This window comes from Pseudomonas cichorii (genome assembly GCF_015471405.1).
In the GTDB taxonomy this organism is placed as follows: domain Bacteria; phylum Pseudomonadota; class Gammaproteobacteria; order Pseudomonadales; family Pseudomonadaceae; genus Aquipseudomonas; species Aquipseudomonas serbiensis.
On record NZ_BLVZ01000002.1, the window covers coordinates 71,818 to 96,217 of the forward strand.

Sequence of the window (24,400 nt, forward strand, 5' to 3'; positions counted from 1 at the left end):
CTGCGAATCGTTAAACAACTGGCTTATCGAAGCAGGCTATTAACAGCCCCCTGCAAATGGCCAAACACTCTAAGCCCGCCGCTCTTCCCCTTGCCATGCTTTCTATACTGCGTGGTGAGGTCGCATTTCAGGCTTGTGGCCTTCAATCCACGAGATGAAGGAGTAACCCTATGATCCATCACGTATGGGGATTGTTCACGCATCCCGATCGGGAATGGAGACAGATACGTGGCGAAGAAGAAAGCATTGGCCACATGTACCTCACTCACACCCTGATCCTGGCTGCGATCCCGGCGGTTTCCGCCTATATAGGCACGACACAGATCGGCTGGGTGATCGGAGATCGACCGCCAGTCATGCTCACCCATGGCAGCGCGATATGGATGACGCTCATGTCATATATCTCCATGTTGCTGGGCGTTGCGGTGATGGGCGGCTTCATTCACTGGATGGCACGCACCTATGACGCCACGCCCACTCTGGCAAGGTGCATCGCTTTCGCCACCTATACGGCCACGCCGCTGTTCATCGGCGGGCTGGCGGCGCTCTATCCGCATATGTGGCTGGGCATGCTGGTGGGGACAGCAGCCATTTGCTACACGGTCTATCTGCTCTATGTCGGCCTGCCGACCTTCATGAATATTCCCTCCGAGGAAGGCTTCATGTTTTCCAGCTCCATCCTCGCCGTGGGCCTGGTGGTGCTGGTCGCGATCATGGCATTTACCGTCGTGCTGTGGGGAGTCGGGGTCGGCCCGGAATATACCAGTTGAACCATCGTCAGGCGGGCAGCGCACCCATGCGGCCCGCCGCAGCGACCAACCATCTGGCGGTTGGGGTTTTCAGCCCCACACTGCTTTACGGCATACTTGAGGCATCTGGAGAGCCACACAGCATGCCTGAGCAAATCAACTCCCGCGTCGAAACCTGTTACCAACAAGCCGAAGCCTTTTTCAAACGCACTTTCAAGCGCCCTGTCGTCAGCCTCAAGCTGCGCGGCCAGAAAGCCGGCGTCGCGCACCTGCACGAGAATATGCTGCGCTTCAACCCGCAGCTGTATCGGGAAAACACCGAAGACTTCCTGCGCCAGACCGTGCCCCATGAAGTCGCCCACATGATTGCCCATCAGCTTTTCGGGGACCGTATCCAGCCCCATGGCGAAGAGTGGCAACTGATCATGCGCGGCGTGTACGAGCTGCCGCCCAACCGCTGCCACACCTACGCCATCGAACGGCGCAGCGTGACCCGTTACATCTATCGCTGCCCCTGCGCCGGGAGCGACTTCCCCTTCTCGGCGCAACGCCACAACATGGTTTCCAAAGGCCGGCGCTACCTGTGCCGACGCTGCCGCCAGACACTGGTTTTCAGCGGTGAGACCCGCGTGGAGTAATCCCGCCCCGCAGGAATCGCAGGTATAAAAAAACCCATCCGAAGATGGGTTTTTTATCATTCAGCGCGTGTCAGACGGTCTTGCCAGTGTCGACAGGAGCCGGGCCTTCAGCGACACCCAGGTCATCTTCATGACGGGTTTCGACGATGGAAGTACCACCGGAAGCCAGTTCGGCCTGCAGCTTGTCGTTGTCCAGCTCGCCAACCCACTTGGCAACAACCAGAGTTGCAACAGCGTTACCTACCAGGTTGGTCAGGGCGCGGGCTTCGGACATGAAGCGGTCGATACCCAGGATCAGCGCCAGACCGGCAACCGGCAGGTGGCCTACGGCCGACAGGGTTGCAGCCAGAACGATGAAGCCGCTACCGGTCACGCCAGCAGCACCTTTGGAGGACAGCAGCAGCACCAGCAACAGGGTGATCTGGTGAGAGATGTCCATCTCGGTGTTGGTCGCCTGAGCGATGAACACGGCAGCCATGGTCAGGTAGATCGAGGTGCCGTCCAGGTTGAAGGAGTAACCGGTCGGGATAACCAGACCAACCACCGACTTCTGAGCACCCAGGCGCTCCATCTTGATCAGCATGCGTGGCAGGGCGGATTCCGAAGAGGAAGTACCCAGTACGATCAGCAGCTCTTCACGGATGTAGCGGATCACCTTGGAGATGGTGAAACCGTGAGCACGGCAGATGGCGCCCAGAACCAGCATCACGAACAGGAAGCAGGTGATGTAGAAGCAGATCATCAACTGACCGAGCTGCACCAGGGTACCCACACCGTAGGCGCCGATGGTGAAGGCCATGGCACCGAACGCACCGACAGGCGCCAGCTTCATGATCATGTTGATGATGTTGAACATCACGTGAGCGAAGCGATCGATGAAGTCCAGGACCGGACGGCCATAGGCACCCAGGCGATGCAGGGCGAAGCCGAAGATCACCGAGAACATCAGTACTTGCAGGATATCGCCGTTGGCAAACGCGCCGACGATGGTGTTCGGAATCACGTTGAGGATAAAGCCGACGATGCTCTGGTCTTTACCGGCGGTGACATAGGCAGCAATCTTGGAGGCATCCAGAGTGCTGACGTCGATGTTCATGCCGACACCCGGCTTGACGACGTTGACTACTACCAGACCGATGATCAGGGCCAGAGTCGAAACGATCTCGAAGTACAGCAGTGCATAGCCACCGGTCTTGCCGACCGATTTCATGTTCTGCATGCCGGCGATACCACTGACGACCGTACAGAAGATGATGGGGGCGATGACCATCTTGATCAGTTTGATGAACCCGTCACCCAGCGGCTTCAAGGCCTTGCCGGTATCTGGATAGAAGTGGCCGATCAGGATACCGATGACAATCGCTACGATTACCTGAAAGTACAGTGTTTTGTAGAAGGGCTGACGAGTCGTCATTGTTGTTATCCTCAAGGGCGTCGTCGGCATCTCACCTGATGCACGCGAGCCTATAAAGCACTAACCCTCCTGCACTGGAGGGATTTGTTGTGTCGAGTTTGCACAGGGCAGTTCTCTACGACGACAAGTAGCAAGCGGCGTGCCACTCCTGGAAAAAATCATCCAGAGCCCGGATCACAAGGCGTCGCTGTATAAACACTAGTATGAAAAGGCCATGACAGTGGCGGTTTTCCGCCGATAGCGAATAAAAAAACCGAAAGGGTGGCGGGTATCCGCCTAATGGAGGTTGTGATTGTCGACCAGAGCATCCCCCGTCGCGGCCAAGGCCCCTCACACAAAACGATGATCACGCCAGAAAATGAATCCTGAACACCGCCCCGCCCAGCGGTGAATCGCCCAGGGTCAGGCGGGCGCTGTAGCTTTCGATGATGTCCTTGACCACCGCCAGCCCGATGCCCTGCCCCGGATTCTGGCGGTCAAGCCGCTCGCCGCGCTCAAGAATGCGCGCTCGCTGGCGCAGCGGGATGCCGGGACCATCGTCCTCGACGCACAATTCGTCACCCGTTGCAGATGACTGAAAACTGACCCTGACTTCGCCAAGGCAGAGCCGGTAAGCGTTTTCCAGCAGGTTGCCGAGCATTTCCAGCAATGCGCCCTCTTCCATCGGCACCTGGCATTGCTCGGGCAGGTCCAGCGTGACCTTGACCTGCTTGTCGCGGTAAACCTTCTCCAGGGTGTTGCACAGGCTTTCGACCACCGGGCGCAGCATCACGTGATGCCGCACCAGACCGCTCTTGCGCAGGCTGGCACGTTGTAATTGGTAACCGATCTGCTGGCTCATACGCTCGATCTGCGACTGCAGAACCCTGGCCTGCTCCACATCTTCCGGGCGTTTGGCGATGTTTTCACTGACACCCTGCAACACCGCCAGCGGTGTTTTCAGGCTATGGGCCAGGTCCCCAAGAGAATCACGATACCGGGTGCGCTGCTCGCGCTCGCTACGTAACAGGCGGTTCAGGGAGTCGGTCAGGCGTAGCAATTCGCTGGGATGCTCTTCACTCAAGCTATCGCGGGCGCCCGCCTCAACCTGATCCAGCTCCTGACTCAAGCCCTTGAGCGCTCGCAGCCCCCAGGTCAGCCCAAGCCACAGCAACCCCAGCAGCACCAGCAAGGCCCCGCCAAACCCCAGGTACAGTTTCTGTCGCAGGCCAGCGATGGTTTCCTGATAGTCGCGCAAGGGTTGCAGGGCCACGATACTGAACGCCGCATTGCGCCCGCCCAGCAGGCGAATCTCGGCGTCATAGACGAAATACTCGTCGCCGTTGGCTTCCTTTATCTTGGAAAACTGACTGCCCTGGCCGTCATAGTGCGGGTGGTATTTGATGTTTTCACCTTCAGTGCCCAGCGAGCGCCAGACCAGTTGGCCCTGAAGGTTATAGATATAGCCAAGCAAGCGGCTGCCCGGCAGGTTGAACTGTTCGCTGGGCAACAGCGATGGCATCAGCAGGCGCCCGTCTTCGACACGCGCGGCTGAAATCATGGTCGTCACATCCGACGCCAGACGCTGCTCGATTGCGCCACGCAATGCCAGGCTGAATGCGCCCTGCAAGGCAGGCAGCATCAGCAACATGAAAATCACCGCCAGAGTTGCAGCGGCCAGCATCAAACGCAGGCGCAGCGAACGAATCATGTACAGCGCTCAGTGAACAGATACCCCATGCCACGCACCGTATCGATAGGTTTGAATGCCACGCTACCTTCCAGCTTGCGGCGCAGGCGCCCGACCAGCACCTCGATCACATTCGGATCGCGCTCATCGTCGTCAGGGTACAACTGCTCCATCAGGCGCTCCTTGGGCACCACTTGCTGGTGATGAAGCATCAGGTATTCGAGAATCCGGTATTCGTAGGCCGTCAGCGCCAATGGCTGTTCGTCCAGTGCGGCCTGCTTGCGATTGAGGTCAAGCAACAAAGGCCCCGCCGTGATGGTCGACTGGATGAAGCCACTGGAACGACGCAACAAGGCATTGAGTCGCGCTTCAAGCTCCTCGAACTGGAACGGCTTGACCACGTAATCATCCGCACCGGCAGCCAGCCCTTCGACCTTGTCCTGCCAGTTGCCGCGGGCGGTGAGAATCAGGATCGGAAACGCCTTGCCTTGAGCACGCAACTGGCGGATGAGGTCCAGCCCGCCAATACCCGGCAATCCAAGATCGATCACGGCCAGATCATGATTGAACTGCCCGACCTGATACAGCGCCTCCTCGGCATTGGCCACCGCCTCCACCACATGGCCCGCTTCGGTCAAGCGAGTCCACAAGTGATGACGTAGCAGCGCCTCATCCTCGACCACCAACAACTTCATGCAGCTCTCCCCTAAGACAAATAATGAAACGACTTTGCCGAATCGGTACTCGACAGCATCGTGCTCAAGGGCAAACGCTGTTTTACATCATATCCGCCCAGCAGGGCCTCGCGGCTGACAGACACGCCATTGTAGGTGCCTGAAAGACTGCCATAAATAGCCGGCGAATAGAGCGCCCCTGTTGAAGAAACCAACGGCTCATGCTGACCCAGACCATGGCTCCAGCCATTGGCATCGTCAAGCCTCTCGCTGGTTTTACCGAACTCGATACGTGCCGGCTCCAACCGCCCATCACTGGCCTGCGCCGCAGCACTGCCACCCAGAAAAGCCAACGCCAGGAAAAACTTGTTGATGTTCAACATAAGGACTCCTTTTGCGATCGGGGACACTGTCAAAGTACGATTTCACAGTAGCCCCCATGGCCTGAACTGTTACTGAACGCGCTCTGAACCTGCGCTGAACACAAGTACAGGATAAAAAAGCGGAATCGTCTAAGCTGTGCCCTTTATTCCCTCCTGCTAGAAGGAACTGAACATGCGTGTGTGGATTGCGTTGATCATGATGAGCCTCACCGGCCTGGCCCAGGCAGCGATCAAGACCGAACAGATCGATTACAAAAGTGCCGACGGTACAAAACTGGTGGGTTACTACGCCTACGACGACGCCATCAAGGGCCAGCGCCCCGGCGTGCTGGTGGTTCACGAATGGTGGGGGCTGAACGATTACGCCAAACGTCGCGCCCGCGATCTCGCCGCACTGGGTTACAGCGCTCTGGCCATCGACATGTACGGCGACGGCAAGAACACCGAACACCCCAAGGACGCTCTGGCCTTCATGCAGGCAGCTCTCAAGGACAGCGATGCAGCAGACAAGCGCTTCGACGCAGGCCTTGAGCAACTGAAGAAACAGCCACAGACCAACCCGGCAAAGATCGCTGCCATCGGCTACTGCTTCGGCGGCAAGATCGTGCTTGATGCGGCACGTCGCGGCGAACCACTGGCGGGCGTAGTGAGTTTCCATGGCGCGCTGGTAACCAATACGCCTGCCAAACCGGGCATCAAGGTTCCAATGCTGGTAGAGCATGGCGCCAAGGACAGCATGGTCACGCCTGAACACGTCCTTGCCTTCAAGAAGGAAATGGACGACGCCAAGGCTGACTACAAGTTCGTCAGCATCGAAGGCGCGAAACACGGCTTCACCAACCCCGACGCCGACCGCTTGAGCCACGGCGACCATGGCGGCCCGGACATCGGCTACGACAAGGCCGCCGACCAGAGTTCGTGGGCGGACATGCAAGCGTTCTTCAAGAAGATATTTGGTTGATCAACCTTTCGCGAATGAATTCGCTCCTACAGAACTGTGTAGGAGCGAATTCATTCGCGAAGCAAATACAATGCATCCCATGACTCAAATCCCGACATTCCCCACCTGCTGCTCCGAACCCACGCGACACTGGCCTCTGCCACACGCTGTGCCGGGTGCAATATTGGTCAGCAGTCATTTCGACCCGCAAAAACTGGTCGAAGGCGATTTCCAGCGTTGCGCCATCGCGCCGCCCGCCAGCATTCAGCGCTCGGTCGCCAAGCGTCAGGCGGAATTCCTCGCCGGTCGGCTCTGCGCCCGTGAAGCGTTGCGACAACTCGATGAGCGCCTGTACGTCCCCACTATTGGCGAAGATCGTGCGCCGATCTGGCCGACCGATATCTGCGGCTCGATCACCCACAGCACCGGCTGGGCAGCCGCCATCGTTGCGCCCAGACAACAATGGCGCGGGCTGGGGCTGGATACCGAAAACCTGTTGAGCACCGACCGCGCCACACGGCTGGCCGGAGAAATCCTCACCGCCGATGAACTGGCCGCCATGGCAGCAGGCCCGCAAGAAGAAATAGCGCTACGGGTCACCCTGACCTTCTCGATCAAGGAAGCGCTGTTCAAGGCGCTCTACCCCATCGTGCAGAAACGCTTCTACTTTGAAGACGCGCAACTGCTGGAATGGTCAGCCGATGGCAGCGTACGCCTGCGTCTATTGATGGACCTGTCCAGTGAATGGCACAGCGGCAAGGAACTGGAAGGCCAGTTCAGCGTGCAGGATCAGCACTTGTTGAGCCTGGTCAGCATCGCAGCCTGAATCAGGCCGGCAACGGGCAATGCTCGCAGCGCCCGACCCACTCGACCTGATAACTCAGGCAGCACGTGCGGCGCTGACGACGCTGCCCGCTATAACTCACCGCCCTGAACAACGGGTTGCGCCTGCCGTCCGGGCGCACTCGCGCAGCCAGCAACGCCTGCCCTGCCTCCAGCGATACCTCGCTGCACTGGCCCAGTTGCAACAGACAACCTTCCAGATAATCCCCGACGCTGCACCACAGCACTCCCCCGGCCAAATCACCATAAGCGCTCAATGCCTCAATGAACGGTTGCAGGTTATCGTCCAGCAGGCTGGCGAAACGCTGAAAGGGATCGACCGGTAACTCACCCCATGCCGCCCCTTCGCCCAGCAGCTTCACTCCCGTCGGCACGCCCCGCTCATCCAGCGCTACCGCCACCTGCTCCAGCTTCAGCGGCCAGTGCCAGCCATGAACAAGGCTGGCAACCACCAGCGGCGGAATGGCCTGCATGAAGTAATACTTGGCCCATTGCGACACCAGCACCGGCAAATGAGCGGCCATCAAATCCGGCCCGTAAAGCCCGGTCAGTAAAGCATCCAGCGAGTCCTTGTGAAGCAAATCGGGCAACGCCGTCACCCGTCGCGGATCATCTGCCGCCAGCAGCGTCTGCCCGAACCGCGCCAGCGGCCCAGCGAACAATGTGTTCATCGCGATTCCTGAATGCGCGGCCAGACCAGCGTGAAACAGGCGCCGCCCAGACTCCCGCTGCGGTCGATGGATGCGCGGCCTTCGTGCCAGTTGATGATTCGCCGCACGATGGACAACCCCAGCCCGTGCCCGCCGGACGCTCGGGTGCGGCTGTCATCCAGACGCATGAAAGGCGTGAAGATTTGCTCCCAGGCACTTTCCGGCACGCCGGGGCCGTCGTCTTCGACATCGAGACGACAGCATCCCGGCTCCAGTCGATAGCTGATGCTGACTTGCGACTCGGCATGGCGCATGGCGTTGCTCACCAGATTCTGCACCGCCCGATGCATGTAACGAGGTTCGGCATCCACCCAGGCTGACTCACCCACGGTGGTTATCACACATTCGCCACGCGCGACCCGGACATTGGCGCGCAAGGGCGCCAGTTCCGCGATCACCCGATTGATCAACAGGTCCAGATCGATACGCTGGAAATTCAGGGTCGGCGCGCCCTGCTCCAGTCGCGCATAGGTCAACATCTCGTCCACGAGCTTGTCGAGGTCCTGAATGTCGTGGTCCATGCCGGTCATGTATTTCTGGCGGGCCTCAGGCGTGGCTGCGTCCTGAATCATCTCCAGACCAAAGCGCAAACGCGACACTGGCGTGCGCAGTTCATGGGACACCGCACGCACCAGTTCGCGCTGGATCATCAGCGAGCGCTGCAAGTGCTCGGCCATGCTGTTGAACGCGGCTGCCAGACGCCCGATGGAGTCGGAGCCTTCGGTGGGGACCCGCGTTTGCAGGCTGCCTTTGGCGATCAAAGTGGCAGCCGCTTCCAGCGCCTGCACCCGTCGTTCAAGAGGCCGCACCAACAGGTAAACCACCACGCCGATAAAACACAGCCCCAACAGGGCAATCAGCACCAGCAGTTGGGGCGGATAAGGATTCATCTGGTACAGCGGGCCGATTTCCAGCACCCAGTTGGTATCGACGATCCCGGACAGCACGCGGATGGAATCACCGCCCTTGCCCAGCGCCATGACCGTATCGCCCTCATAGACACGCCGGCGCTGATCGTCATCCAGATCGGCCTGATCCAGTGCAATGAGGTTCAGATCAAAGCCAAAGCCCTTGCTCACCCGCAAGGCTTGCAGCCGGGCCGGTTGTTCATCGACCGGCAGGCGCACCAGTTCGTCGATCAATAAATAGATGGTGGCCCGCGCCAACTGCTCAGTGATTTGCTGCACCTCGCCGGTCAGCAACAAGTGCTCATTATCACTGAGCTGACGATAGACCCTGGCCGCATGCGGGCCGATCTGCTCGACCACCACCTGCCCGCGCTGCAAGCGGCTGCGGGCACTGCTGTCCAGGTTTGCCTGTTCGACACTTTGCAGGCTCAGTGGAATCCCCAACAAGCGTTCCCATACCGCCAGCGCACGACGACGCTCGATGTCATTCAAGGGGATCAGGTTATCGGCCATTACCGTAAAGGTGCCGTGGGCCAGCCGCTCGCGGTATTGCCCGCTTCGCTCCTGATTGAGCAGATGCAGCGCCAGCACCCCGAGCAAGGCCACCAACACCAGTACGCCCAGCATGCCGCCATAGATGCGCAGAAAAATGGAGTTCATGGGGGTCAGCCGTTCAGGACAAAGCTGTTCATGTCCTGCGCGGCTTCAGGCACAAACAGATAGCCCTTGCTGCGCACCGTTTTGATCAGACGCGGGTGAATCGGATCGTCGCCGATACGCGGGCGAATGCGCGAAATACGCACGTCGATGGAGCGGTCCTGGCCGTCATAGCCCACACCACGCAAGGCCGTGAAGATTTCTTCCCGCGACAGGATGCGCCCGGCATTGGCGACCAGCAGCCACAACAGATCGAACTCGGCACCAGTCAGCTCGATGCTTTGATCCCGCAGCCAGGCCTCGCGCAAGGCGTTATCCACCACCAGCGGGCCGAACACCAGACGGCGCAACTCGGCGGCAGGCACTTGCGGTGCTTCACTGCGCCGCAGCAAGGCGTGGATGCGCGCCAGCAACACGCGCGGGTGAACAGGTTTGCAGACAAAATCGTCAGCACCTGTGTCCAGCCCCTGGATCTGATCGGAATCGTCGGTGCGTGCGGTGAGCATCAGGATCGGCCCGTCATAACGGCCGCGCACCTTGCGGCAGATGCTCAGACCGTCTTCGCCGGGAAGCATCAGGTCGAGGATCACCAGATCCGGCTGCTCATCAATGATGCGCGCCGCCGCCAGAGCGCCATTGCCCTCGATGGCCACGCTCAGGCCGTTGCTCTGCAGATAATCACAGGTCAACTCGGCCAATCGCCGATCATCTTCGACGATCAGCACCTGCCAGTTTTCTTGCTCCACAAGCTGCCTCCTGATTGTTGTTATGCAAGGCGTTTTCTATCGCATCGGTGGAGGCGATTGTAGCAAGCGCTGGGACAAGCACACGACATGCCAGAGCGGCCTTGCACGATGCGTTTTTTGTGATAGGGTTCGCGCCCGCAAAAATCCGCTCAGAGCCGCCAACAGATGTAAAAAACAATGACAAACGGTCCAGCTCAGTAGTTATGCGGCCTACACGCGATATGGGCGATTCATACACAAACTACGCACAAGCTTATCCACAGGCTGTGCGTTGCAATTGATGTCCCAAACGCATTATCTTGTAGCCCGATCCGAAGCGACACCCTACATGTAGGGTTTTGTGGAGAAACGCCAACACAACTCAATCGAGAAATTCAAGCATTTTTCTTGTGCCTGCACGGTTGAACTTTAAGACGTGTTCAATAGCCCAATCGACCGCGCCAGCCTTTGGCAAGCCGGTACACGTTTTGCAACATCAAATGAGCAATATTCATCAGATTTTCAAGGGAATGGCCATCGAACCATTCCCCTTTTGACTTCAAAGCCCGGGAGCGGTGATCAAGCGCTCCTTTCTCCGTTTTGAAGTCCTTTGCAGTCGCCCCTTTTGGCGGCTGAATGCCTCAAGACGGATCGGTGGGTGGCCTGGCTGCCCAAACAAACTTAAAGAACGTGGAGACACCCATGCAAACAGACACAACTCGCGAGAACTCGCCGACCAATGCGCCGCAATCGAGCCAGGGCCAACAGGACCTGACCGCGACCGCACCTGGTCAACTGCGCGTGATCAAGCGTAACGGCACTGTTGTTGCGTACACCGATGACAAGATCACCGTCGCTATCACCAAAGCGTTTCTTGCAGTTGAAGGTGGCAATGCTGCCGCCTCGTCGCGCATCCACGACACCGTTGCACGTCTGACCGAGCAAGTCACCGCGACCTTCAAGCGTCGCATGCCATCGGGCGGCACCATCCACATCGAAGAAATCCAGGACCAGGTCGAACTGGCCCTGATGCGTGCCGGTGAGCAGAAAGTCGCTCGCGACTACGTCATCTATCGTGACTCCCGTGCCAAGGAGCGTGCTGGCCGCGCTACCGAAAGCGAAGTCCAGGCTCACCCGTCGATCCGCATCACTCGTGCCGACGGCAGCCTGACGCCGCTGGACATGGGTCGTCTGAACACCATCGTTACCGAAGCGTGCGAAGGCCTGGCTGAAGTCGACGCCAACCTGATCCAGACCGAAACCCTGAAAAACCTGTACGACGGCGTTGCACTGAAAGACGTCAACACCGCACTGGTCATGACTGCCCGTACTCTGGTCGAGCGTGAGCCGAACTACTCGTTCGTCACCGCCCGCCTGCTGATGGACACCCTGCGTGCCGAAGGCCTGAGCTTCCTGGAAGTCGCCGACAGCGCCACGCACCACGAAATGGCCGACCTGTACGCCAAGGCCCTGCCTGCCTACATCGCCACCGGTATCAAGTACGAACTGCTCAACCCTGTGCTGGCCGACTTCGATCTGGTCAAGCTGGGCAAGGCGATCAACCACGAGCGCGACCAGCAGTTCACTTACCTGGGCCTGCAAACCCTGTATGACCGTTACTTCATCCATAAGGATGGCGTGCGTTTCGAACTGCCGCAGATCTTCTTCATGCGTGTGGCCATGGGCCTGGCGATCGAAGAGAAAGCCAAGGAAGATCGCGCCATCGAGTTCTACAACCTGTTGTCGTCCTTCGACTACATGTCGTCGACGCCGACACTGTTCAACGCCGGTACCCTGCGTCCACAGCTGTCCAGCTGCTACCTGACCACCGTGCCGGATGACCTGTCGGGCATCTACCACGCCATCCACGACAACGCCATGCTGTCCAAATTCGCAGGCGGCCTGGGCAACGACTGGACTCCGGTTCGTGCTCTGGGCTCCTACATCAAGGGCACCAACGGCAAGTCGCAAGGCGTCGTACCTTTCCTGAAAGTGGTCAACGACACCGCCGTTGCGGTCAACCAGGGCGGCAAGCGCAAAGGCGCTGTCTGTGCCTACCTGGAAACCTGGCACATGGACATTGAAGAGTTCATCGAGCTGCGCAAGAACACCGGTGATGATCGTCGTCGTACCCACGACATGAACACCGCCAACTGGATCCCTGATCTGTTCATGAAGCGCGTCTTCGATGACGGCCAGTGGACCCTGTTCTCGCCATCGGAAGTACCGGACCTGCACGACCTGACCGGCAAGGCCTTCGAAGAGCGTTACGAGTACTACGAAGCCCTGACCGAGTACCCAGGCAAGATCAAGCTGTTCAAGACCATCCAGGCCAAGGATCTGTGGCGCAAGATGCTCTCGATGCTGTTCGAGACCGGCCACCCATGGCTGACCTTCAAGGACCCGTGCAACCTGCGCAGCCCGCAGCAGCACGTGGGCGTGGTCCACAGCTCGAACCTGTGCACCGAGATCACCCTGAACACCAACAAGGACGAGATCGCGGTCTGCAACCTGGGCTCGATCAACCTGCCGAACCACATCGTCAACGGCAAGCTGGACACCGACAAGCTCAAGCGTACTGTCGATGTAGCGGTTCGCATGCTCGACAACGTGATCGACATCAACTACTACTCGGTACCGCAGGCGAAGAACTCCAACTTCCGCCACCGTCCGGTCGGCCTGGGCATCATGGGCTTCCAGGACGCGCTGTACCTGCAGCACATCCCGTACGGTTCGCAAGCGGCCGTCGAGTTCGCCGACACTTCCATGGAAGCGGTCAGCTACTACGCCATCCAGGCATCCTGTGACCTGGCGGACGAGCGCGGCGCCTACGAGACGTTCCAGGGTTCGCTGTGGTCCAAGGGCATCCTGCCACTGGATTCGCAACAGATCCTGATCGAAGCCCGTGGCCAGAAGTACATCGATGTCGACCTGAAGGAAACCCTGGACTGGGCGCCGGTACGTGCCCGCGTTCAGAAAGGTATCCGTAACTCGAACATCATGGCCATCGCACCGACCGCGACCATCGCCAACATCACCGGCGTATCGCAGTCGATCGAACCGACCTATCAGAACCTGTACGTGAAATCGAACCTGTCGGGCGAATTCACCGTGATCAACCCGTACCTGGTTCGCGACCTCAAGGCACGCGATCTGTGGGACTCGGTCATGATCAACGACCTGAAGTACTACGACGGTTCCGTACAACAGATCGAGCGCATTCCGCAGGAGCTCAAAGAGCTTTACGCCACCGCGTTCGAAGTGGAAACCAAGTGGATCGTCGACGCCGCAAGCCGCCGTCAGAAGTGGATCGATCAGGCTCAGTCCCTGAACCTCTACATCGCTGGCGCTTCGGGCAAGAAACTGGACGTGACCTACCGCATGGCCTGGTACCGTGGTCTGAAAACCACTTACTACCTCCGTGCCCTGGCTGCGACCAGCACCGAGAAGTCGACCATCAACACCGGCAAGCTCAACGCAGTATCGAGCGGCGGCCACGGCCCGGACGACTCCGCGATCACCGCGCCACGTCCAGCCGAAGCAGCACCCGCCGGCCCGGCCCCAGTGCCAAAGGCCTGCGCCATTGACGAGCCGGATTGCGAAGCTTGCCAATGACACTCAGGTAACAAAGCGCTGAAACACCATCAACCCTCTGCTCATGCAGGGGGTTTTTGGTTTATGGCAGCCTGAAAAGCGCGATCATTCAGGGTCATAAATCACTTTGTAGGAGACACCTTGCTGGCGACGCTCCTGTGTACAGATGCAGAGTTTCTGCCGGTTCACAGGCCCTTTCGCCAGCAAGCTGTCTCCCACCAGTTTTGTTTAGGCCTTAAGTGATCGGCGTTAAATCAGTTGCTGCCGATCCGTGCCCAGAAGTCTTCGGCAGATTGACTGAGTGGCGCTGCCGGGCGAGTCAGATGAATTTCCAGAGGTATATCCCAGCTTTCGTCGAGGGCTCTGACCAGACGCCCATCGAGTATTTCCTGCTCGGTGAGGCTCTTGGGCAACCACGCCACGCCCTTGCTTTCCAGGGCCATGGACATCAGCACCGCCGCGAGGTGGGTGCTGAAAAGCGGTTTGAGGTGCAGGTAGTCTTCCTTGCCACGCAGGCGGTGAGCGACGATGCGCCCCAGACCCGACTCATGGGTGTAAGCGAGGTAAGGTAACGCCGCGGGAGATGTACCGAAGTGGGCAGAAGCACTCGCCAGAGGAACGAGCACGTCCTCACCCACCTTCTTGCCGATGAACTGATCAGGTGCCAGCAAAGGCGGTACATCGGGGTGGCGGTGGCAGAGCAGAAACTGCACCTGCCCATGTATCAGCATCTGTTCACAGACAGCCATACTGTCGGAGTGCAGTTGCACCGACTCGATGGGGGCACCGTTTTCCGAGCTGCGAAGCCACTTGGGGAAAAATGTAAACGACAGGGAGTGAGTGGCCGCGAATTGCAGGGACCTGGCGGCCACCCCCGCTACCTCCTGAGCCTCGTTGCGTATCCGGTACAAACGTCTGGCAGCCTCCTGAGCAGCGGGCAGGATTTGCCTCCCCGCATCGGTCAGGATGGCTCCCTGAGGTGTACGCACAAACAACTCAACTCCCATCCAGTTTTCCAATGAACGCACTCTGCGGCTGAAGGCCGGCTGAGTGACATGGCGTGCTTCAGCGGCACGGACAAAGCTGCCGTATTCCGCAAGCGCTGAAAAGTCTTCGAGCCAGACGAGTTCCAAGGGCAATGCCTCCTGTGCATAGGGCGCGGCATTAATAGCATTGGGCGGGTGTCATCGCAAAGCATAACGTGGGGTCATCAACAACAAGAGGAACCCGCCATGCGTATCGTGGACATTCGTGAAAAAACTGTCTCTATCGCCTCCCCCATTGCCAACGCCTATATCGATTTCTCGAAAATGACCTGCTCGGTTGTCGCCGTGGTCACGGATGTGATCCGCGATGGCAAGCCTGTCATCGGCTACGGCTTCAACTCCAATGGCCGTTATGGCCAGGGCGCCCTGATGCGCGACCGGTTCCTGGCGCGTATCACGGAAGCTGACCCAGACACCCTCATCGATCATGAAAACAACAACCTGGACCCGTTCGCCATCTGGAAAACCCTGATGACCAACGAAAAGCCAGGCGGCCACGGCGAGCGCTCGGTCGCCGTGGGCACCATCGACATGGCGGTATGGGATGCCGTCGCCAAGATTGAAGGCAAACCGCTGTATCGCCTCCTGGCCGACCGCTACCGTAACGGCGTGGCCGATGACAAGGTCTGGGTCTATGCAGCGGGCGGCTACTACTATCCCGGCAAAGACCAGACCAAGCTCAAGGCAGAAATGCAGAGTTATCTGGATCGTGGCTACGACGTCGTCAAGATGAAGATTGGTGCAGTGCCACTGGACGAAGATATCCGCCGCATCGAGGCCGTGCTCGAAGTGGTCGGTGACGGTCGTCGACTGGCGGTGGATGCCAATGGCCGTTTCGATCTGCAGACCGGTATTGCGTACGCCGAAGCCATCAAGAAGTACAACCTCTTCTGGTACGAAGAGATCGGTGACCCGCTGGACTATGCGCTGCAGGCCGAGCTTGCCAATCACTACGAACTGCCCATGGCGACGGGTGAAAACCTGTTCTCCCACCAGGATGCCCGCAACCTTCTGCGCCACGGCGGCATGCGCCCTGATCGCGATTACCTCCAGTTCGACTGCGCCCTGTCCTACGGGCTGGTGGAATACATGCGCACCCTGAAGGTGATGGAAGAAATGGGTTGGTCTTCGCGCCGTGTGGTGCCGCACGGTGGTCACCAGATGTCCCTGAACATCGCAGCGGGCCTGCACCTGGGCGGTAACGAATCGTATCCGGACGTGTTCCAGCCTTTCGGCGGCTTCGCTGACGGAATCCGTGTGGAAAATGGTTTTGTCGGTCTGCCGGATATTCCAGGTGTCGGCTTCGAAGCGAAATCCGCCTTGTACGCGGTCATGCGCGAGTTGGGCGAAGGCTGATCACTCGTGATTTGCGGTCTCTCTTGAAGAGGCCGCGGATCAATCACCCAGCCTCAAGCCACATGCCCATCACAAAAATAAAATGAGGTGCTTCCGTGGAAATCTCCAAGTCCCGCTGGTACAGCCAGCTATATGTACAGGTGCTGATCGGCATCGTGATCGGTGCAGCAATCGGTTACTTCGTGCCAGATATCGGAGCCAAGCTGCAACCCTTCGCCGATGGCTTCATCAAGCTGATCAAGATGCTGTTGGCGCCCATCATTTTCGGTACGGTCGTCGTGGGTATCGCCAAGATGGGCAGCATCAAAGAGGTCGGGCGGATTGGCGTGAAAGCGCTGATCTACTTCGAGATTCTTTCGACCATCGCCCTTGTTCTCGGCCTTGTTGTGGTCAACATCGTGAAACCTGGCGTAGGGATGAACATCAACGCCAGCGCGCTGGATGGAAGTGCGATCAGCAAGTACAGCCAGGCGGCAAGCGAGCAAGGCGGCACCATTGAGTTCTTCCTCAACATCATCCCCCATACCTTCCTGGGCGCATTCTCCAATGGGGTGATGCTTCAGGTTATTCTGCTCTCGGTCCTGATGGGGGTAGCCCTGGTTCAAATGGGCGAAACCAGCAAGCCGCTGATCAACACCATTGATCTGTTCCTGCAAGGCCTGTTCAAGATCGTTGCGATGGTCATGCGCCTGGCTCCGCTCGGGGCCGGTGCCGGCATGGCGTTCACCATTGGCAAGTACGGGATTGGTACCTTGCTTTCACTCGGCCAGTTGCTGGTCGCGCTCTACATCACGACCCTGATTTTCATCGTAGTCATACTGGGTGCGGTTGCCAGATGGTCGGGCATGCCCCTCATGCAGTTTCTTCGTTATTTCAAAGATGAAATTCTCATCACTCTGGGAACCTGCTCGACTGAAGCCGTACTGCCGCGAATGATGGTGAAACTTGAAAAGCTCGGCTGCAAGAAATCCGTGGTGGGCATGGTGCTGCCAACGGGGTACACCTTCAATGCCGACGGCACCTGCATCTATCTCACCATGGCCGCCATCTTCATCGCCCAGGCGACCAACACGCCCCTGACCTTCATGGATCAGATGATTCTGCTGGGCGTATTCCTGCTGACCTCAAAAGGCTCGGCCGGCGTGGCGGGTGCGGGCTTCGTAACCCTCGCAGCAACGCTCACAACCATCCACTCCATTCCTCTGGTAGGCCTCGTTCTGCTCCTGGGCATCGATCGGTTCCTGAACGAAGCAAGAGCCGTTACCAACCTGATCGGTAATGGCATCGGCACCATTGCCATAGCCAAGTGGGACAACTCGTTCGATGTCGAGGCATGCGAGCGTGAAATCGCCGCCATGAAGCATGAAAAGGCAACCAGAAAGGCATTACTGGCGCAAAAGTAATCGCAAGATGCTCCGGTCATTGCGCTTCAAACAGGGCAATGACCGGTTTCATCAACGCTTCACATCGCTCTTCAGACTTTCGGGGCTGCCAGCGCATAGACCATCCATCACCAGGCCCATCAATCTGGCAAGCCGTGAGCGCCATTCGCTCTGGGCATCTATTTGCCATATGCCGGCAATGGCCAGAAAAAAGTCATCGTTGGTCACACCGCTACGAATCGTGCCGGCCTTTTCATTGGCCCTCAAAAGCAGTTCGGCTGCATTCTGGACTGGCGCATATCCCGACTTCCCCGGAAATTCGTATGTAGAGGCTGCCTGTCGTATCGCAATCGCGAGCCCGGCCTTTGTCATCGCATATTCAGCGAGGCAGTCCATCCATTCCCGTAAGGCCTCCTTGGGTGGTCTTGTCGCGAGCAACTGCTCGGCCAACGAGGCTACTTGTTGCATTTCAAATTGGTAGACCTCGAATACCAGGCTCTCTCTGGTCGCGAAATGGCGATAGAACGTGCCTTGCCCTACTCCGGCTTTCTTCGCAATCGCGCTCAGCGGGACAGCAGGATCGAGTGTCAGCTCGACCACGGCGACCTCCAGGATACGTTCCCGGTTTTTCCTGGCGTCAGAACGCATCACCAATTCGTCATTCATGAGCAAGGTTTTCCTTCACTGCATTGCAAAGCGGACACTTGTCCGGTAATTTCTCTCAAGTGGACACTTGTCCGATTACGCGCTTTCACTGGAGTTTACTATGAACGGCACTGGCAATACGATTCTGGTCACCGGCAGTACCTCAGGCATAGGCCTTGGCCTGGCGCTCAGGCTCCACAAGGCGGGCAACACCGTCATCATCGCGGGACGTCGCAAGGCACTGCTCGACAAGATCGTATCGGAATACCCGGGTATCGAATCAGTCGTGCTGGACGTTTCCGATCCGCAATCCATCCAGCGCACCAGCGAAGCACTTGCGATCAGTCACCCGAACCTCAACGTGCTCATAAACAACGCCGGCATCATGCACTGGGAGAATCTTACTGATCAGCAAGACCTGAGCACCGCCGAAGACATCGTGACAACAAACCTACTGGGCACGATCCGCATGGTGTATGCATTTACTCCGCAACTGCTCAAGCAGCCCAGTGCAACGATCATCAATATCAGTTCGGCCTTGGCCTTCGTTCCGCTGCCAGCAACACCGACCTACAGCGCAACCAAAGCGGCCGTTCATTCGTTCACCCAAAGCCTTCGAGTGCAGTTGGAAGACTCGTCGGTCGAGGTTATCGAGCTTGCGCCACCGGGCGTGCGTACCACGTTGCTTGGGCAGGAGAACGACGAACACGCCATGCCTCTGGACGAGTTTCTGGATGAGATATTCGAACTGTTCAAGATCACTCCAACCCCACGTGAACTCGTCGTCGAACGCGCCAAACCATTACGTTTTGCTGAAGCGAGCGGCTCACATGATGACGTGTTGAAAATGCTTTCGGGATACAAGCCAACGGCAAAATGACGTTAACCGTGTGGGTAACCCCTGATGCCATCGCTGTAGACAGATGGCATCAGGGGCTTCGACTATTCGCCAGCCATTCGTCGACTTTACGACAGACAAACCGGCAGCATTCAGGCACCTGAAATGCTCGCATCCCCTTAAGAGCCACTATCTACGGCAGATGAAACTCTTGACCTGGATCATGCTCTAAACAAACGCTCGAAAATCACGGCCAATGAGTCGTTGCCCGAAAAGCCAACGCACTATATCCTGCGTTTCAAATCGTAAAAAACACTACATAAGGGATTTCCGCTGTGTTTGCCGCCCATTTTCGGTGCAATGAAAATGAACGTGCAAACGCTGAAAGAAAAGCGTGAAGTCACACTGCAAATTCAATTACGGATGAACAAGCTTCGGGGAAAATCTGTATACTCCCGCGCTTGCTCCAGGGTACTCAAATGACCATTTGCACATGCAAAGCTGGCTCACCTGAAAGCAACCCCAAAGACCCGTATTGCACGCTTGTGAGCCAACGCCACAAGCTCATTGAACGACCGACAATTTCATAGATCGGCCGATCACGAAAAGACTCCGAGTAAACCTCGAAAAATCACTGCCAGCGTGCACCGTTCGCAACGCTGGCGATCCACACTTGAAAATCCAAGCGGTTGCCGCTGGCACCCTCACGCACAGGAGCTTTACCACCATGCTGAGCTGGGACGAATTCGACAAAGACGAAGGCGAAGTAGCCTCCAAACCCAACCAGGCTGCACAGGCTCACGACGCCACGATGGACCGCCTGGACAGCGCCGGTGGCGCTGCGGCACTGGAAGCCCGTGCAATTACCGCCAACGACTCCGCCGCCCTGATCCGCGCCAAGAAAGCGCTGGACGCTCTGGACGTTGCCGAAGGTCTTGCTGAACTCGAAGGTGCCTCGGCCCGCGTCGCGGTCGATGAAAAGCGCATGATCAACTGCCGCGCCGACCTCAACCAGCTCGTGCCTTTCAAATATGACTGGGCATGGCAGAAGTACCTGGACGGCTGCGCAAACCACTGGATGCCGCAAGAAGTCAACATGACCGCCGACATCGCCCTCTGGAAAAACCCGGAAGGCCTGACCGACGACGAGCGCCGCATCGTGATGCGCAACCTGGGCTTCTTCTCCACCGCCGACTCCCTGGTTGCCAACAACCTCGTGCTGGCCGTGTACCGCCTGATCACCAACCCCGAGTGCCGCCAGTACATCCTGCGCCAGGCCTTCGAGGAAGCGATCCACACCCACGCTTACCAGTACTGCATCGAATCGCTGGCCATGGATGAAGGCGAGATCTTCAACATGTACCACGAGATTCCATCGGTCGCTAAAAAAGCAGCCTGGGGCCTGAAATACACCCGCTCGATCTCCGATCCGAAGTTCGAGACCGGCACCGTCGAAACCGACAAGGAACTGCTGCGCAACCTGATCGCCTACTACTGCGTTCTGGAAGGCATCTTCTTCTATTGCGGCTTCACCCAGATCCTCTCCATGGGCCGCCGCAACAAGATGACCGGCGTCGCCGAGCAGTTCCAGTACATCCTGCGCGACGAGTCCATGCACCTGAACTTCGGCATCGACGTGATCAACCAGATCAAGATCGAAAACCCGCACCTGTGGGATAACGAGATGAAGGAAGAAGCCACGCAGATGATCCTGCAAGGCACCCAGCTGGAAATCGAATACGCCCGCGACACCATGCCTCGCGGCGTACTGGGCATGAACGCAGCGATGATGGAGGACTACCTCAAGTTCATCGCCAACCGTCGCCTGTCGCAGATCGGCCTGAAAGAAGAATACCCGGGCACCAACAACCCGTTCCCATGGATGAGCGAGATCATGGACTTGAAGAAAGAGAAGAACTTCTTCGAGACTCGGGTTATCGAGTATCAGACTGGCGGTGCGTTGAGCTGGGATTGATCGGCTCTTCTTCTCTTCGCGAATAAATTCGCTCCTACCGCCGTAGGAGCGAATTCATTCGCGAAAAGCCTCCCACAATTGCGTGGGAGGCAGCTTGCTGGCGACGGCTTCTTCACTCAAGGCGCAAACGGTGGCGCTTCGTTGATTTCAATGATCAACGGGCGGTCATTCGGGGCTTCGCGCAGCAGGGTTTGCAGGTGCGCATGGTCACGGGCGCGTTCGGCGGCACAGCCGAAACCTCGGGCAATTGCGAGGAAGTCCGGGGTGTAGATGTCCACGCCTAGCGGTGTGATGTCCCGGCGCTCCATGTAGCGCTTGATCTCGCCATAGCCCTGGTTATTCCACAACAGCACGATGATAGCGATTCGCGCTTCCACGGCACTGGCCAGTTCTGGCAGTGTGAACTGGATGCCGCCATCCCCCATCAGGCTGATTACCGCTCGTTCAGGCTCGGCCAGTTTTGCGCCGAGTGCGGCTGGCAGGCCGTAGCCCAGCGTGCCGTAGCCGGTGGAGGCGTTGAACCAGCGGCGCGGGCCATTCAGTTCGACCAGGTGATTGCCGCTGTACACGGTCTGTGTCGAATCCCCGACAAAACGCGCCTCGGGCAACACTTCCAGCACACACTCAAATAACCGCCGGTAATGCGCCCAGCCGCTGAAATCCTCAGCCAGTTGTTTGCGCACCGCAGCCGCTCGCTGAGCTCCCGGACTGTCGGGGCTTGCAGCACGGGCCGGCAACTCGGCCAGCAAGGCACGCATCGCCTGACGGGCATCGCTGAGGATGGCCAGGCTCGGCGCATGGTTGCGAGTCAGTTGTTCGGCATCGATATCGATACGGATCAACTCACCGCCAATCCGAAAATTACCGTCGAACACCACGTCATAATCGGTCTCGCCCAGTTCAGTGCCAATCGCCAATACCACATCAGCCTCCAGCGCCAGTTGCCGCACCGGCACCAGTGACTGATTGCTGCCCAGCAACAACGGATGATCCGCTGGCAGCAGGCCTTTGGCGTTGATGGTCAAGGCGGTCGGCGCATCGAGACGGGCCGCCAGCTCGCGAGCCTCATCCATGGCCGCGACGCAACCGCCGCCCAGCAGCAAGAGCGGGCGCCGCGCCGAGCGCAAGCGTTCTGCCGCTTCATGAATGGCTGCAAGGTCCGGCGCCGGTCGGGCGATGATCTGGCGTGGCAACAAGGCCAAGTGATCGGCGGGCGCGGTGATGATGTCCAGCGGCAACTCGATGTGTACCGGCCTCGGGCGCTGGCTGTCGAAGACTGCAAAAGCACGCGCCAGCACGGCGGGCAACTCTTCGACGCTCATCAGGGTATGGCTGAAGGCACTGACACCCGCGACCATGGCGCGCTGGTTCGGCAGTTCATGCAGATACCCGTTGCCCAGCCCCAACCGCGCCCGCTCGTTGACACTGGAAATCACCAGCATCGGAATCGAGTCGGCATAGGCCTGGCCCATGGCGGTGAGGATATTGGTCATCCCTGGCCCGGTGATGATGAAACACACACCCGGCTTGCCGCTGACCCGCGCATAACCATCAGCCATGAAACCCGCGCCCTGTTCGTGGCGCGGAGTGATATGGCGAATGCCGCTGCCCGGCAGTCCGCGATACAACTCAACAGTGTGTACGCCGGGAATACCGAACACGGTATCGACACCCCAGGCATGCAGTTGCTGGACGAGAAATTCACCACATGTGGTCATGCTGTCGCCTCCTGTTCCAGACCGATAAAGCGGCGCACCCGTGGGTCACCCTCGTTGCGGATCGACGTCGGTGAAGCATCGGTCACCACATGGCCGTTTTCCATGAACACGATTCGGTCGGAAATCGACAGCGCAAAATCCATTTCATGGGTCACGATCAACATGGTCATGCCGTCGCGGGCCAGGTCACCGATCACCTTGAGCACATCGCCCACCAGTTCCGGGTCCAGCGCCGAGGTAGGTTCGTCGAACAGCATGATGTCTGGCTCCATGGCCAGGGCACGGGCAATCGCCACCCGCTGTTGCTGGCCACCAGACAACTGATGCGGGTATTTGTCGGCATGTGCCAGCAGCCCGACCCGATCCAGCAGCGCATGGCCCTTGCGGCGTAGCTCGGTGGAATCGGCCAAACCGTGATAACGCGGCGCGAGGATGACGTTATCGAGGATGGTGCGATGCGGAAACAGGTTGAAGTTCTGGAACACCATGCCAATGCGCCGGATACCCTGGCGGATGACCGGCGCATCGTCACGCTTGCCTGCCTTGATGAAGTCATTGCCGAACAGCACGATCTCGCCACGATCAATGCTTTCCAGGCTGTTGATAGTACGGATCAGCGACGTCTTGCCCGAGCCGGACGGGCCGATGATGGAAATCACCTCACCAGGCTTGACCACAAGGTCGATGCCCTTGAGGACTTCGTGATTGCCATAGCGCTTGTGAATGCCGCGCAGCAACAAGGCATCGGGTTGCCCTGGCACCGGCTCGTTACGTTTTTTGCTGTCACTCGCCGGTTGGCGCAGGGCCTGGGCCTGTGTGTCATCGAGGGTGCCAGCGTTCTTGCGTGACAGGTCCAGATGACGCTCGGCCCATTGCAACAACCAGCCAAACAGCGTGACGATCAGCACGTAATACACGGCCACGGCCGCCAGGGTTTCCAGCACCAGAAAGTTCTGCGCATACAGGCGCTGGCCGACCAGCAGCAACTCGTTCAGGGAAATCACCGACACCAGCGAAGTGAGCTTGACGATGGTCACGTATTCGTTGGTCAGCGTCGGCAAGGAAATACGAATGGCCTGGGGAATGATCACCAGCCGCTGCGCGCCGATCCCGCGAATGCCCAGCGCCTTGGCCGCTTCACGCTGGCCCTTGAGCACCGACAGCAACCCACCGCGATGGATCTCGGCCATGTAGGCGGTTTCGGTCAGCACCAACGCGATCAAGCCGGAATAGAACGGCTGCGACAGCACGCTGCCGGTCATGGGAAACAACTGCGGCAGGTTGTAGACGAACACCAGCAGCACCAATAACGGGATGCTGCGAAACAGCCAGATATAAAAACTCGCCGGCATGCGTAACCAGGCATGGCCGGACAGTTTGGCACTGGCCAACAGAAAGCCCAGCACCAGCCCGATGGACCAGGACAAGGTGCTCAACTGAACCACAGTAAGGCAGGCTTTCCAGAAGGCAGAGACAGAAAACAGCGAGAAAAAATAGGCCCAATCAAATGCCATGATGACCTCGGTGAATCAGATA

Annotated in this window: 20 protein-coding genes; 9 read left to right on the forward strand and 11 right to left on the reverse strand. The window is 58.4% G+C overall.

Annotated elements, in window-relative coordinates; all coding sequences use genetic code 11:
* Positions 1-170 precede the first annotated feature (170 nt).
* Both JL015_RS02265 and JL015_RS02270 read left to right on the forward strand, forming a co-directional pair.
* Positions 171-770, forward strand: coding sequence for a Yip1 family protein (locus tag JL015_RS02265; protein WP_200999987.1), 600 nt, complete (start codon positions 171-173; stop codon positions 768-770).
* A gap of 122 nt (positions 771-892) precedes the next feature.
* Positions 893-1,387, forward strand: coding sequence for a SprT family zinc-dependent metalloprotease (locus tag JL015_RS02270; RefSeq protein WP_200999988.1), 495 nt, complete (start codon positions 893-895; stop codon positions 1,385-1,387).
* Between the two features lie 70 nt (positions 1,388-1,457).
* Here the strand turns inward: JL015_RS02270 and JL015_RS02275 are convergent, their stop codons facing one another.
* The 4 genes from JL015_RS02275 to JL015_RS02290 all read right to left on the reverse strand — a co-directional run bounded on the left by JL015_RS02275 (position 1,458) and on the right by JL015_RS02290 (position 5,527).
* The gene (locus tag JL015_RS02275) at positions 1,458-2,801 is read right to left on the reverse strand and encodes a dicarboxylate/amino acid:cation symporter (RefSeq protein ID WP_200999989.1); all 1,344 of its coding nucleotides are present in this window, start codon (positions 2,799-2,801) and stop codon (positions 1,458-1,460) included.
* Between the two features lie 346 nt (positions 2,802-3,147).
* Positions 3,148-4,491 (reverse strand): ATP-binding protein, encoded by a 1,344-nt coding sequence (locus tag JL015_RS02280; protein ID WP_200999990.1) that lies wholly within the window; start codon positions 4,489-4,491, stop codon positions 3,148-3,150.
* Complete coding sequence (locus JL015_RS02285; RefSeq protein ID WP_200999991.1) at positions 4,488-5,165, reverse strand: response regulator; 678 nt, start codon at positions 5,163-5,165, stop codon at positions 4,488-4,490. The genes JL015_RS02280 and JL015_RS02285 overlap by 4 nt, the downstream gene beginning before the upstream one ends.
* Before the next feature lie 11 nt (positions 5,166-5,176).
* Positions 5,177-5,527 carry a hypothetical protein gene (locus JL015_RS02290; protein ID WP_201017263.1) on the reverse strand — a complete coding sequence of 117 codons (351 nt, stop codon included), beginning with the start codon at positions 5,525-5,527 and terminating at the stop codon, positions 5,177-5,179.
* Between the two features lie 172 nt (positions 5,528-5,699).
* On the opposite strand from JL015_RS02290, the gene JL015_RS02295 reads away from it, so the two are divergent.
* Positions 5,700-6,488: a dienelactone hydrolase family protein gene (locus JL015_RS02295; RefSeq protein ID WP_201017264.1), complete on the forward strand. Its 789-nt coding sequence runs from the start codon at positions 5,700-5,702 to the stop codon at positions 6,486-6,488.
* 79 nt (positions 6,489-6,567) lie between these two features.
* Positions 6,568-7,293: a 4'-phosphopantetheinyl transferase family protein gene (locus tag JL015_RS02300; protein ID WP_201017518.1), complete on the forward strand. Its 726-nt coding sequence runs from the start codon at positions 6,568-6,570 to the stop codon at positions 7,291-7,293.
* Between the two features lies 1 nt (position 7,294).
* Here the strand turns inward: JL015_RS02300 and fhuF are convergent, their stop codons facing one another.
* The 3 genes from fhuF to JL015_RS02315 are packed head-to-tail and all read right to left on the reverse strand — an operon-like array spanning position 7,295 to position 10,331.
* Positions 7,295-8,020 carry a siderophore-iron reductase FhuF gene (gene fhuF, locus JL015_RS02305; RefSeq protein ID WP_201017519.1) on the reverse strand — a complete coding sequence of 242 codons (726 nt, stop codon included), beginning with the start codon at positions 8,018-8,020 and terminating at the stop codon, positions 7,295-7,297.
* The gene (locus JL015_RS02310) at positions 7,978-9,588 is read right to left on the reverse strand and encodes an ATP-binding protein (RefSeq protein ID WP_201017265.1); all 1,611 of its coding nucleotides are present in this window, start codon (positions 9,586-9,588) and stop codon (positions 7,978-7,980) included. Before JL015_RS02310 ends, fhuF begins: the two co-directional genes overlap by 43 nt.
* A gap of 5 nt (positions 9,589-9,593) precedes the next feature.
* Positions 9,594-10,331 (reverse strand): response regulator, encoded by a 738-nt coding sequence (locus tag JL015_RS02315; RefSeq protein WP_201017266.1) that lies wholly within the window; start codon positions 10,329-10,331, stop codon positions 9,594-9,596.
* Between the two features lie 681 nt (positions 10,332-11,012).
* Between JL015_RS02315 and JL015_RS02320 the strand changes: the two genes are divergently transcribed.
* A complete protein-coding gene (locus JL015_RS02320; protein WP_201017267.1) occupies positions 11,013-13,925 on the forward strand; it encodes a ribonucleoside-diphosphate reductase subunit alpha in 2,913 nt (970 codons plus the stop codon).
* A gap of 233 nt (positions 13,926-14,158) precedes the next feature.
* Here the strand turns inward: JL015_RS02320 and JL015_RS02325 are convergent, their stop codons facing one another.
* Positions 14,159-15,037, reverse strand: coding sequence for a LysR family transcriptional regulator (locus JL015_RS02325; RefSeq protein WP_201017268.1), 879 nt, complete (start codon positions 15,035-15,037; stop codon positions 14,159-14,161).
* Positions 15,038-15,136: 99 nt separating this feature from the next.
* Between JL015_RS02325 and JL015_RS02330 the strand changes: the two genes are divergently transcribed.
* Together JL015_RS02330 and dctA are read left to right on the forward strand one after the other, a co-directional pair.
* Positions 15,137-16,306 carry a mandelate racemase/muconate lactonizing enzyme family protein gene (locus tag JL015_RS02330; protein WP_201017269.1) on the forward strand — a complete coding sequence of 390 codons (1,170 nt, stop codon included), beginning with the start codon at positions 15,137-15,139 and terminating at the stop codon, positions 16,304-16,306.
* Between the two features lie 95 nt (positions 16,307-16,401).
* Positions 16,402-17,709: a C4-dicarboxylate transporter DctA gene (gene dctA, locus JL015_RS02335; protein ID WP_201017270.1), complete on the forward strand. Its 1,308-nt coding sequence runs from the start codon at positions 16,402-16,404 to the stop codon at positions 17,707-17,709.
* A gap of 51 nt (positions 17,710-17,760) precedes the next feature.
* Here the strand turns inward: dctA and JL015_RS02340 are convergent, their stop codons facing one another.
* Positions 17,761-18,354, reverse strand: coding sequence for a TetR/AcrR family transcriptional regulator (locus JL015_RS02340; RefSeq protein WP_201000001.1), 594 nt, complete (start codon positions 18,352-18,354; stop codon positions 17,761-17,763).
* 100 nt (positions 18,355-18,454) lie between these two features.
* Here JL015_RS02340 and JL015_RS02345 point away from each other — a divergent pair, with 100 nt between their 5' ends.
* Both JL015_RS02345 and JL015_RS02350 read left to right on the forward strand, forming a co-directional pair.
* Positions 18,455-19,213: an SDR family oxidoreductase gene (locus tag JL015_RS02345; protein WP_201017271.1), complete on the forward strand. Its 759-nt coding sequence runs from the start codon at positions 18,455-18,457 to the stop codon at positions 19,211-19,213.
* Between the two features lie 685 nt (positions 19,214-19,898).
* The gene (locus tag JL015_RS02350; RefSeq protein ID WP_201017272.1) at positions 19,899-21,146 is read left to right on the forward strand and encodes a ribonucleotide-diphosphate reductase subunit beta; all 1,248 of its coding nucleotides are present in this window, start codon (positions 19,899-19,901) and stop codon (positions 21,144-21,146) included.
* Between the two features lie 116 nt (positions 21,147-21,262).
* Here the strand turns inward: JL015_RS02350 and JL015_RS02355 are convergent, their stop codons facing one another.
* Together JL015_RS02355 and JL015_RS02360 are read right to left on the reverse strand one after the other, a co-directional pair.
* On the reverse strand, positions 21,263-22,864 hold the full coding sequence (locus JL015_RS02355; RefSeq protein WP_201017273.1) for a 5-guanidino-2-oxopentanoate decarboxylase: 1,602 nt from the start codon (positions 22,862-22,864) through the stop codon (positions 21,263-21,265).
* Positions 22,861-24,378, reverse strand: coding sequence for an amino acid ABC transporter permease/ATP-binding protein (locus JL015_RS02360; RefSeq protein WP_201017274.1), 1,518 nt, complete (start codon positions 24,376-24,378; stop codon positions 22,861-22,863). The genes JL015_RS02355 and JL015_RS02360 overlap by 4 nt, the downstream gene beginning before the upstream one ends.
* Positions 24,379-24,400: the final 22 nt, after the last annotated feature.